The following is a 12,236-nucleotide window of genomic DNA, read 5'->3' as shown; positions in this document are numbered from 1 at the left end:
AAGAAGCCTGCCGGGAACACCGGCAGGCTTTCTCTTATTTCAAGCTGTCATAGAACTTCTTCGTCACCTGAACGGTATGGGTGCTTCCCCCGTTGTCCTGGACATTTTCCAGTAGCATGGCAAGGACCATATCAGGATTGTTCTGGTCATAGGAGACGAACAGTCCATTTTCTCTTCCTTTTGACCCCTGTTCCGATTTGATTTCAGCTGTTCCGGTCTTTCCGGCAATGGCTTTCCCTTCAGAGTTCGCTTTCGTGGCGATCCCTTCTGATACGACCTTCCTCAAATCCGTTTGCAGCAGTTTTGCCTGTTCCGTTGTGACGACTTCCTTCTTCCACACCTTCGGCTCTTGATCAAGAACGAGCTGTGGCTCCATCATGTTCCCATCGTTGATGATGCCTCCATAGGCACTGGCAAGATGGACGATATTCATGAGCACTTGTCCCTGTCCGAAGGCAGAATCGGCGAGTTGGACTTCTTTCTCGATCTTTCCATCATTGGACACTTGGGAGTTATAGAGCGGATACTCAAACGGGATGTCCTCTCCGAATCCGAAGTTTTCTTTCAGACCCTTCACGAAGGTATCTGCCCCCATATCGAGTCCGACACGGGCAAAATAGATATTATCGGAGAATTTCAGGCCGCTTTCGAGATCCACCGAGCTATCGTTGTCGAATACGCGGACGACCTTGTAGTTCCCCCATGATTCATCCTTCTTCCATGTCTTCCCTTTGATGTCATACGTCTTATTCGGATCGAGCTTGCCGGATTTCAATCCGACGGATGCGGTGATCCCTTTCATAGTGGATCCAGGTGAGTAGGTGATCTGGAAGCGATTCTCGAGGGGCTTATCCGGATCTTCCGAAAGCTCCTTGTAACGGTCCGAAGATATACCGAGAATCATTTCATTCGGGTCAAAGGACGGTGTGCTGACCAATGCCAAGGCTTCACCGGTCTTCGGGTTCATGGCTGCCGCCGTGCCCGGTTCCTTCTTCATCTGGGCGTAGATTTTCTTCTGCAACTCTGCATCGATGGTCAGCTTGACGTTTTTCCCGTTCTCCACTTCCTGCTCAGCGACGGTCACCTCATCGCCATTTTCCTTCGTGAGGAAAAGGCGCTGACCGTCTTTCCCGCGTAGCTTGTCCTCAAATACTTCTTCTGTGCCGCTCACCCCGATGAGGGAATTGGCTGTATATCCCTTGTCCTTCACCTTCTCGAGCTTCTCTGCTGTAAGCTTCCCGATATAACCCGTCAGGTGGGCGGTCGCTTCACCGAAGGGATACTCCCTTGCTTTCACCCGCTTGGAGTAGAGACCATCAAGATCGATGACCTCCAGAGCTAGGGGGCGTTCGGAAAGGGGCAGTTTTTTGATCGGAACAAAATACTCCGGTTGCACCCAGCTTTGATCGAGTTCTTTTTTAATTGCCTCTTCAGAAGTATCAAGGAGATCGGCTACCTTCTTCAGATTGCTTTCGTCAAATTCACCTGGTACGATCCCGATTTGGAACGCTTCACCGTTCACGGCAAGGGGCTGATCATTGCGGTCGTAGATTTCCCCGCGCTGAGCAGTGATCGTGTCGATCCCGACCTTATCCCCATCCTCCAGTTCAGGCAGGATAAAGGAAGGATCCCAGTTGACGTACCAATCCTCTTTATCATCACGTTCTTCTTTTGTAAGCTTCACTTTTTGATCGTACTTCACTTCTCCCGCAGATGTGTTAAAGCTGATGATGACGGGGAACTCTGCTTCCTTCTTCTTATCCCAGTCGGTATCATCTTTCGGTTCTTTGAATGATACCTTCAAATCCGATACACCGGCGTCTTCATAAATTTTCTTATACCGGTCGACAAAATCCTTCTTTTTATACGAGTCCTTTGTCTCGGTACTCAAGTAGCTACCGTACATGTCATCAAACGTCTGTTTATTCCACAATTTCACATAATCCTTCAGGCGATCATCGGGCTTCGATTGCTCCTGGCACCCTGCCAGTACAAGTCCGAATATCAATAGGAAACAAAGTATGAGTATCTTGCGCATGAAATCGTCATCCCCTAATGTAGAATTTTCCTCTACGTTCATTCTTTCAAAAAGATAGACAAGTTTCAATACAAAGTCACCGAACTGTACCAGTAAAATCCACCGTTTCCTGACGATTCTCTTCAATGGATGATGCATTTTATAAAAAATTTGTTATAATAGACAATCGTAAGAGTAATAAGGAAGAAATCCTAAGATTATATCTTGCAAATATTAATCGACAGGTGGAATAAAAATGAACGACTATCGTGTTTTACTGTATTACAACTACACCCAGGTAGAAGATGCAGAGGCATACGCTCCTCAGCATAAAGCCAAATGTGAAGAAATCGGACTGCTCGGACGCATCCTGATTTCAGAAGAAGGAATCAACGGAACTTGCTCCGGTACAGTCGAACAGACTGACGCCTATATGGAGTACATGAAAAACGATCCGCGTTTCAAAGACACGGTCTTCAAGATTGAAGAAACAGACGGCCACGCATTCAAGAAATTGAAGGTGAAATACCGTAAAGAACTAGTTACCCTTCGCCTTGAAGATGATGTAGATCCGAATAAACTTACCGGCCAGTATCTTGAGCCGAAAGAATTCTACGAACAAATCCAGCGCGAAGACACCATCGTCCTCGACGCACGGAATGATTATGAATATGACCTTGGACACTTCAGAGGCGCGATCCGCCCGGATATCCGCAACTTCCGCGACCTTCCGCAATGGATCCGCGATAACAAAGAAAAGTTCATGGATAAAAAGATCATCACCTATTGCACAGGCGGAATCCGCTGTGAGAAATTCTCCGGCTGGCTTCTTAAAGAAGGATTCGAAGACGTTGCACAGCTTCACGGAGGCATCGTGACGTACGGTCAGGACCCAGAAGTGCAGGGTGACCTATGGGACGGACAGCTTTACGTATTCGATGAGCGTATCTCCGTACCGGTCAACCGCAAAGAGCATGTGGTCATCGCCCGCGATTTCTACGACGGCGAACCATGTGAACGCTACGTCAACTGTGCGTACCCGCCATGTAACCAAAAAATCATCTGCTCTGAAGAAAATGAGCACAAATATATGAGAAGCTGCTCTCACGAATGCCGCACACATCCTGAAAACCGTTATGTACAAGAATACGGTATGACAGAAGAGGAAGTGGCAGAACGCCTCGCTGTCATCGAGCGTGAGAAAGAAACAGCTGCGATCTAAATAGAACGACGAACAAGCTGCCGGATGCCGGTAGCTTGTTTTTTTATGTTCATCTACTTTGGTAAACACTAGGACTGTTATTTTTATGAGTGAGCGGTTTGTATTTAGTCCGTTCCTTTTCGCTGCAGGTGCTTGCTTTCCTGCGGGGAGGGCGGCAAGCCTCCTCGTTCCTGCGGGGTCTCGCCACTCCTCCTTTTCCGCTGGAGTCAAGCACCTTCCGCTTCAATACACTCTTTGATTTTAATGAAGTGGTGAATGGTAATTGACCAGGTCCGGACATTCGACATTCACGGCATCCGTTTTTCAGATTAAGCATTGGTCTTATATGGCTCGCAGGAGCATTGAATGTTCTTCAAACGTGTGTAAAAGGCACAGGATCGTTCCTTTCCGCTGCAGGCGCTTGCTTTCCCGCGGGGAGGGCGGCAAGCCTCCTCGTGCCTGCGGGGTCTCGCCACTCCTCCTTTTCCGCTGGAGTCAAGCGCCTTCCGCTTCAATACACTCTTTGGTTTTAATGAAGTGGTGAATGGTAATTGACCAGGTCCGGACATTCGACATTCACGGCATCCGTTTTTCAAATTAAGCATGGGTCTTATATGGCTCGCAGGAGCGTTGAATGTTCTTCAAACGTGTGTAAAAGGCACAGGATCGTTTCTTTCCGCTACAGGCGCTTGCTTTCCCGCGGGGAAGGTGGCAAGCCTCCTCGTTCCTGCGGGGTCTCCCCACTCCTCCTTTTCCGCTGGAGTCAAGCACCTTCCTCTTCAATACACTCTGTGGTTTTAATGAAGTGGTGAATGGTAATTGACCAGGTCCGGACATTCGACATTCACGGCATCCGTTTTTCAGATTAAGCATTGGTCTTATATGGCTCGCAGTCGCGATGATTGTTCTTCAAAAGCGTGTAAAAGGCACAGGAGCGTTCCTTTCCGCTACAGGCGCTTGCTTTCCTGCGGGGAGGGCGGCAAGCCTCCTCGTGCCTGCGGGGTCTCGCCACTCCTCCTTTTCCGCTGGAGTCAAGCGCCTTCCGCTTCAATCCACTCTTTGGTTTTAATAAAGGGTGGTATATGAATTAATCTTTAATTGAGATCTTTAGAGCATCCTGAATAAATTGTCTTAAACAAATCAGTATAGAAAAATGTACTGTGGCCCCCTCTTGTTCTAATCACCATGGAAAGATAGTATTATTTCCATGAACAATAGCAATTGCTCCTCCAAAATACACAGTGCAGTGCAGCGGAGGCCGGCCGACTCCTATGGGAAAAGCGGGTAGGCTGAGACCCTGCAGGCTTGCCGAAGCAGCTCACCGCACGCCCCATGGAAAGCGGGTGGCCGCAGCGAAACGGAACGACCCTTCTCCCATCCTAACCTAATAAAAATGTGGATTGTCAGACAGCGGTCACTCATCCAAATCTACATACTGCAGGGTAGCGGAGGCCACCCGACTCCTTTGGGAAAAGCGGGCAGGGTGAGACCCTGCAGGCTTGCCGAAGCGGCTCACCGCACGCCCCATGGAAAGCGGGTGGCCGCAGCGAAACGGAACGAACCCTTCTCTCATACATACCTAATAAAAGGTGGATTGCCAGGTAGCAGTCACTCATCCAAACCTGCATAGTGCAGTGCAGCGGAGGCCGGCCGACTCCCGCGGGAATAGTGGGCTGGTGAGACCCTGCAAGCGCAGCTGAAGCGGCTCACCGTCCACCCCGCAGGAAAGCGGACGGCCGCAGCGGAACGGAACGCCCCTTCTTTCCTCCAAACTTAATAAAAAGGTGGATTGTCAGACAGCGGTCACTCATCCACTTCCACACAGTGCAGTGCAGCGGAGGCCACCCGACTCCTATGGGAAAAGCGGGCAGGGTGAGACCCTGCAGGCTTGCCGAAGCGGCTCACCGCACGCCCCATGGAAAGCGGGTGGCCGCAGCGAAACGGAACGAACCCTTCTCTCATACATACCTAATAAAAGGTGGATTGCCAGGTAGCAGTCACTCATCCAAACCTGCATAGTGCAGTGCAGCGGAGGCCGGCCGACTCCCGCGGGAATAGTGGGCTGGTGAGACCCTGCAAGCGCAGCTGAAGCGGCTCACCGTCCACCCCGCAGGAAAGCGGACGGCCGCAGCGGAACGGAACGCCCCTTCTTTCCTCCAAACTTAATAAAAAGGTGGATTGTCAGACAGCGGTCACTCATCCACTTCCACACAGTGCAGTGCAGCGGAGGCCACCCGACTCCTATGGGAAAAGCGGGCAGGGTGAGACCCTGCAGGCTTGCCGAAGCGGCTCACCGCACGCCCCATGGAAAGCGGGTGGCCACAGCGAAACGGAACGAATCCTTCTCCCATCCACACTAATGAAAATTTGGGTTAACAAATATCCTTGTCTAATCAAAAAGGGAACCCGCTTATCCTCATCCAATACAAAACCTTCCAACCACTAACCCAAGCAGATTATTAGTCAAACACCCCGTCCATCCACTATGATTATTCCCGTACCAATCGAAGGAGGCAAAACCACATGAACGAAAAATTCAAAGAACTGCTATCTCCATATACATTCAAAAACGGAATCGAACTCAAAAACCGCGTAATCATGGCGCCGATGACGAACTTCTCTTCCGATGATAACGGCAACGTCACAGATGCAGAAGTCGACTATTATGCCCGCCGCTCACAAGGTGTCAGCATGGTCATCACGGCCTGCACCAATGTAACACCGAACGGAAAAGGGTTCCCAGGCGAATTCGCCGGTCATTCAGATGACATGATCCCAAGCCTTGAGCGTCTTGCTAAAGGTATCAAGGACCAAGGAGCCAAAGCCATCCTGCAAATCTTCCACGGCGGCATTCAATGTCCACCGGAACTAGTAGATGGCGACGTCGTGAGTGCCAGTGACATCACAGGCGAAAACGGCGAGAAAAAAGCCCGCGGTCTATCTCAAGGTGAAATCGAAGAAATCATCGAAGCATTCGGTGAAACAACACGCCGTGCCATCGAAGCCGGATACGACGGAGTCGAGATCCACGGTGCGAACGGATATCTTCTTCACCAGTTCTTCTCTCCGATGACAAATCACCGTGAAGATCAATTTGGTGGAAGCCTTGAAAACCGCATGGCATTCCCACTTGCTGTTGTAGATAAAATCAAGAGTGTCGTGGATGAGCATGCCAATTCTCCTTTCCTTGTCGGCTACCGCTTCTCTCCTGAAGAGCCGGAAGAGAACGGCTTCACCATGGGTGAAACCTTGAAGCTTGTCGATGCCTTGGCGGATAAAGAGCTTGATTATCTTCACGTGTCACTCTTTGACTTCTTCTCTACGCCGCGTAGCGGAGTGGATGATCTTGAGAAAACCCGGATCGACTACCTGCTTGAAACCATCGGTGACCGTGCGCCCCTTATCGGCGTAGGTTCCATCTATTCAGCAGAGGATGCGTACAAAGCGTTCCAAACCGATGTACCGCTTCTAGCGATCGGCCGCGAGCTCATCATCGATCCTGACTGGATTCAGAAAATCGAAGAAGGTCGCGAGAATGAGATCATCACGGAAATCGATAAAGAAAAACAAAAAGAACTCGTCATCCCGGATCCACTCTGGAATGCCGTCTTGAATACTCCAGGCTGGTTCCCTGGCGTTTAATACATGATACCCAACAAAAAAAGGACCCTTGCGCTGCACGTTGCACGCAAGGGTCCTTTTTCTATTATGGTCGGCCACATACTCCTAAGAGCTTGCAGAGCCAGTTTTTCAATTTCTTGATGATGTCACGGATCTGATCTCCCCAGCCGCCATGGCCGTCGTCGTCACCGTCTCCATCGCCACCGCCGCCGTCACCCGGATCATCTTGCTTGACCTCTTGTACGATGCGGTCTTCGAGCTCCGGTGAAACCGGGCTGTTCTTCTCAAGGTATTCAGTCATGACTTCGAAGTCCACTTGGAACAGCTCCGTCATGCGTCCATCGTCTTTTGCTTCCTTCAGCATGGAATATCCGTCTCCACCATCTGCTGTGAAAGCATTTGTTGCCACTGTGTACATCGCTGCTGGATCAAGCTTTTCGAATCCGTTGTCTGTTTTCACATCAACAGACCATACACGCTCTCCAACAGGCTGATTCACATCATACTTGAATTTGATTCCTGAAACCTGCAGGAAGCGACCTTCGCCGGACTCGACGGCGCTTACACTATGCTCGAGTGCCTGCTTGATTTCTTCTCCAGTCAGATCAATCGCAACCAGGTTGTTTCCGAAAGGCAGGGTGGTCAATACATCACCGAGCGTGATGTCTCCCTCACCGATTGACGCCCTGATTCCTCCACCATTTTGGAAGGCGATATGAGTCTTCACGGATTCGTTGGCTTTGGCCACCATTCCATCGGTGATCAGATTTCCAAGGTTCGTTTCCTTCGTACGGACGTCAGCGCGTTCTCCATTCAATGGAACGTCACTTGAACCGACAACCTCAGACATAAGCTCATCAAGAGGTGCTTTGAACTCTTGTACTTTTGCTTCTGCTTCAGGATCTTTTTCGTAATTGGCAAGTGGGACAAGCTCCCCTTTGTATTCCTTGATGACACCGTCAGGATCGAACGTGACATCGAGATTACCGATGTTGTTCAAGTATTCTCCTGTCTGTACGATCAGTGTAGGCTCATCCTTTTCAACGAATGTCGGTTCTTTCAAAGCTGTGTGGGAGTGACCACCGACGATTACATCGATGCCGTCCACTTCTTCTGCAAGATCCTGATCAGGTCCGTATCCAAGGTGGGATAGGACGACAATCTTATTCACACCTTCTTCTTGGAGCATGGAGATCGTCGCATTGGAAGATTCCACGACATCCTCGAACACGATGTCTTCACTTGGGTTGGCAAGGAAAGAGGTGTCAGGCGTCGTCAATCCGAAGATTCCCACCTTTTCACCGTCGATTTCCTTGATGATGGCAGGGTAGATCTTCCCGCCTTCAGCCGGGTCACCGATTTCATCTTTATAAAGCGGGGACAGATCCTTATCGGCTGTCACGTTTACGTTGGATGATACCATCGGGAACTTCATTTCTTTGATGAAATTGGCCAGGATATTTGAATCTTTATCAAATTCATGGTTACCGAATGTCATGGCGTCGAAATTCAGGTCGTTCATGAATGATAGATCAGCCAGACCAAGATACTGGCGGAAATAAAGCGTGCCGGAGAATACATCCCCTGCATCCACCAAGAGGGAATTCGATTTACGAAGATCGTCCAGTGCCGTCACGAGGCGCGGGTATTGCTCCACATGGGCATGGCTGTCATTCGTATGAAGAATCGATAGATCAAAGTCCTTCGGCTCTTCCGGTTCTTGCTGGGTATTCAGGTCAAGCTGTGCCACCAGGGCATCGTGATCGCTTGCACGCCCATGCTCTTCCATATAAGGAGAGTTGAAGTTGACGATATCAAACTCGGCTTGATCAGCGAGGCGATTCGACACAAGCATGTGATCGAGCACCTGTGCATTTCCTTGATACGAATACGTATAGCGCTCGTTGGCAGGAAGTGTCTCGATCAAGTTCGTGAGCTCTTCCCCTTTAAGTTTCTGAAGCGGTGCAGAGAATTCAAAGTCATTCAAGTCGCCAAGGACCACGACATTTGCATCTTCATTCTTCGCTTCAATATCTGACACGAAGCCGTTGATGACTTCTGCAATTTTCAAGCGTTGCGTTTCACTTCCAAGGGTCGGAGGCTGGTTGCGTCCGAACAGCGGCTCGTCTCCACCTTTGGAGTTAAAATGATTGGCAATGACGATGACGTCTTCACCGTTGAAATCGAATTGTGCTGCAAGAGACTTACGGCTGCTGCGGAATGCATCGTTCGTCGGATCGATCCGACCAGGGTTAATGGTCAGGGAGCCGTCCTCATATCCGACTGCAGTCGTTTGATCCCCTTTTTCACCTTCTGCCAGGGTAACGCGCTCAGGGTTGTAGAGATACCCTACACGGATATTCCCTCCAGGAACCCCTCCGTCCTGTTTGTCCTGTGGAGCGATTTCCGTCCACTTGTAAGCAGGGCCGCCGAATTTCACAGAAGCATCACTCAGTGCTTTATAGTTTCCATCAGCCTTCACCGTACCGTCATCTTTCGTTCCGCTGTCATCGAGTACTTCCACAAGACCGATGATATCAGGAGAGCCAAGATTTTCGACCATGGATCTGGCCAGTTTGTCACGTTTTGTGGTATCTGACGCGTCAAAGTTTTCGATATTGTAGGAAGCAACCGTCAGCTTGTCCTCATCTTTTTCAATCGTCGTCGTTTCAGGTGTGAACTCACGCTCGTTCAGAGCAGGAAGCTCATCATCATTGACTAGGATTTTGAAGTTGCTGAAGCTGTAGCTGACAACACCCGTCACGGTTCCGTCGAACTGATCGCCGGTCTTCGCTACGTAATTGCGGTCTTGAAGCTGGATAAACATTCTTTCAGGATTCTGATTGTCCGCTGTCAGGAGCGGAGCACCTTCTTTGGTATAGTTCTTCCCTTCCACCTGTTCGGTGATGACCGGAAGCTCTCCGTACTTCTGAGGTCCCGTAACCGTCGGATCTTCAAGGGAAATACGCATGCCTTCAAGGCTTTCATAGAAATCGATGGCATCCACATCAGGATTGAATTCTTCCAGGCCGTCACTGTCGATGACATCTGTCGGAGGGAAGATATCCTTGCCGATCACGAGGGCTTCAGGAAGCTCGTTACCGGAAGACTGGACCACCACATTCCCGTTCTGGGAATTGATTTCCGTCATGGTAAGGTCGGTTTGAAGCTTTTCCGCATAGCCATCAAGGACCCATTCTTTCACCTGTCCATCAACCTTCACGGCATCTCCTGTACGGACTCCGTGGGACGGTTTATAAACGAGGATCCCTTCTGATGTCTTCTCGTTATCATCAGGTTGATCATCTTGCATGTAGAAATTGCTTCCATCCACGACGTGAGTGACGATCCCTTCTACTTCTTTGACGTTCTTGAGGTTGTAAGGGGACGTATGACTCTCACCTTGGATGTCATGGATGCGAAGTCCTTCGATCCCTTCGAACGGATCGGGTTCTCCCGGCTCCGCTCCATCAACGGTGATGGCCGTCGGGTTTTTCAGCCCGGGTACGTTGAAATAGGCCGTAAGCTGACCCGTCACGACGATTTTTTCGCCGATCATATCCGGGTTGGTCTGTAGACCGAATTGCGCACGGAACGAGCTTGGAAGCTGTACCGGCAGGATTCTCGCCGGATCCGTCTCATTTGCAGAATCTGCTATGGCAATATTGAAATCATTACTGAAAGGAGCTTTCGTATTATAATTGGAACCAGATATCGTGTGGCCCACGATGTATCCGGTGACCGTTCCGTTCCCTGTGTTGTTATCGATGGCTTCCTGTACCGTCATGGTGCCGGCTGCACCAGCTGCCGCAGGAAGCATGGCAATCAACATGACAAAAACGGTCATTAAAGCGAATAATGGCTTTTTCATGGTTTTCACTATTTCGTTCCTCCTCCGAATTCAACAATCAGAAATGAGCTGATATCGTCATTATGTGCCCATTTCAAAAAACCTACCCTCGAATAACCCTGCACCCCTAAAATGTAAGCGCTTTCTTTTATCTACATTCCTTTTGCCGATGAACCCGATTCTCTCTCTGCAAATAGGTCCGGCAACCCACCACCGATCCTTTCTTCCCGCATAGTTTGAGCGGAACATACCAAGTTTCCCATTTAATATATCATTTTTCTGTCGAAGATTAAGGAATAATGAAAAAATTAACAAAAATGAGACGATTGGTTTATGAATGCTTCATATTTCCATGTGTTTTTTAGTGAAATAGTCTTACATATGGTAAGACTTCTTTACAAATTCGGTATTCCGTAAGCAGAATAACAAGCTTCCGTCCCTTTCGCTTATGACGTCCTTAGGTAAAAGTGTTTATTTCAGATCATGAGTAAGTATTGGTTCATTCCCTCTCAGGATGTGATGAGATTTGGTTTCCTCCCTCTTCTAGTAAAAGAAGTCTCCCAAACTGAAATCACAACCATATGAGATTATTTTTGTTGTATTTTTCACTCCAACAATGTAATATATATCTTACAAAAAAGCAATATATATATTACATTTGAGGTGAAGCAATGAAAACTAAGGTCAAGGAGGCCAGAATGGAGAAAGGAATGACACAGGCAGAGCTGGCTCGGCGGGTTAATGCGACACGACAGACAATCGGCCTGATTGAAAAGGGATCGTTCAATCCAAGCCTTCAGCTCTGCATCGCCATATGCATAGCCGTAGGAAAGACGCTGGACGAATTATTTTGGGAGGATGATGAACAATGAGTTGGTTGACAATGTTTTTACCAGAGGATGAATACAAACAAAAGAAACTGATGTCGTTTTTAGCAGAAGCGGCTGTCATCGCGTTTCTTACGACAGTGATCGGGGCAGCATTGATTCGCTTAACAAGCATACCTACGGTTGGATCAGAAAAATCATTTTTGATCATAGCAGCTGTCCTGATCCTCTATCCCCTCCTCCGCTACATCCTTTCAGGCATGGAGTACGGGGACATCTTCACACCGCAGCAATACAAAAAACAGATGAAGCACATCGCATTCCGCTCCATCACATTCTTCATCCTATTCAACCTGATCTATGCCATCGCTACCGAGCACCATGGATTGACCACCAGCATCCAAACCGCGGGCCTCGCCCTCATCTTCATGATCCTGCTCTTCCTGATCGACATAAGCTCACTCACCGTTTCCTACAAGAAAAACAAAAACCTTGAAACAGACTGAAAACAAGCAAACAGGACGTGCAGCCGTACATCCTGTTTTTTCTATCTATTGAAATAGAATGAAATAAAGGCACGCCCCCTTCCAACAACCATCCCTCCAAAAAAGAAAGGGGGGAATGGATAATCTCCATTCAGAAAACTACATGCCCATCACCCGCACAAAGTGCCTTGCAGCGAAGGTGGGATGACTCCTGCTGAATAGGAGGAACGGGGAG

7 protein-coding genes are annotated in these 12,236 nt (G+C 49.0%); 5 read left to right on the top strand and 2 right to left on the bottom strand.

All coding sequences use genetic code 11. The features are described 5' to 3' along the window. Nucleotides 1-34: 34 nt before the first annotated feature. The gene (locus AF331_RS15680) at nucleotides 35-2,038 is read right to left on the bottom strand and encodes a penicillin-binding transpeptidase domain-containing protein (RefSeq protein ID WP_053429380.1); all 2,004 of its coding nucleotides are present in this window, start codon (nucleotides 2,036-2,038) and stop codon (nucleotides 35-37) included. A 235-nt stretch (nucleotides 2,039-2,273) separates the two neighbouring features. On the opposite strand from AF331_RS15680, the gene trhO reads away from it, so the two are divergent. From trhO to AF331_RS15670, 3 genes are all read left to right on the top strand, one after another. Next, nucleotides 2,274-3,239 (top strand): oxygen-dependent tRNA uridine(34) hydroxylase TrhO, encoded by a 966-nt coding sequence (gene trhO, locus AF331_RS15675; protein ID WP_053429049.1) that lies wholly within the window; start codon nucleotides 2,274-2,276, stop codon nucleotides 3,237-3,239. Between the two features lie 1,372 nt (nucleotides 3,240-4,611). Further along, nucleotides 4,612-4,848, top strand: a complete 237-nt coding sequence (locus tag AF331_RS22525; protein WP_160316569.1) for a hypothetical protein — start codon at nucleotides 4,612-4,614, stop codon at nucleotides 4,846-4,848. Between the two features lie 893 nt (nucleotides 4,849-5,741). Beyond that, complete coding sequence (locus AF331_RS15670) at nucleotides 5,742-6,860, top strand: NADH-dependent flavin oxidoreductase (protein ID WP_053429048.1); 1,119 nt, start codon at nucleotides 5,742-5,744, stop codon at nucleotides 6,858-6,860. 64 nt (nucleotides 6,861-6,924) lie between these two features. Here AF331_RS15670 and AF331_RS15665 read toward each other — a convergent pair whose 3' ends face one another. Next, on the bottom strand, nucleotides 6,925-10,710 hold the full coding sequence (locus AF331_RS15665; protein WP_152915693.1) for a 5'-nucleotidase C-terminal domain-containing protein: 3,786 nt from the start codon (nucleotides 10,708-10,710) through the stop codon (nucleotides 6,925-6,927). Between the two features lie 650 nt (nucleotides 10,711-11,360). Here AF331_RS15665 and AF331_RS15660 point away from each other — a divergent pair. Both AF331_RS15660 and AF331_RS15655 read left to right on the top strand, forming a co-directional pair. Then, complete coding sequence (locus tag AF331_RS15660; RefSeq protein ID WP_053429046.1) at nucleotides 11,361-11,561, top strand: helix-turn-helix transcriptional regulator; 201 nt, start codon at nucleotides 11,361-11,363, stop codon at nucleotides 11,559-11,561. After that, nucleotides 11,558-12,022 (top strand): hypothetical protein, encoded by a 465-nt coding sequence (locus AF331_RS15655; protein WP_053429045.1) that lies wholly within the window; start codon nucleotides 11,558-11,560, stop codon nucleotides 12,020-12,022. The genes AF331_RS15660 and AF331_RS15655 overlap by 4 nt, the downstream gene beginning before the upstream one ends. Nucleotides 12,023-12,236 lie beyond the last annotated feature (214 nt).

The organism is Rossellomorea marisflavi, from assembly GCF_001274775.1.
GTDB lineage: Bacteria > Bacillota > Bacilli > Bacillales > Bacillaceae_B > Rossellomorea > Rossellomorea marisflavi.
The sequence above is the reverse complement of the archived record's forward strand: the minus strand, read 5'-3'. Positions and strand labels throughout refer to the sequence as shown.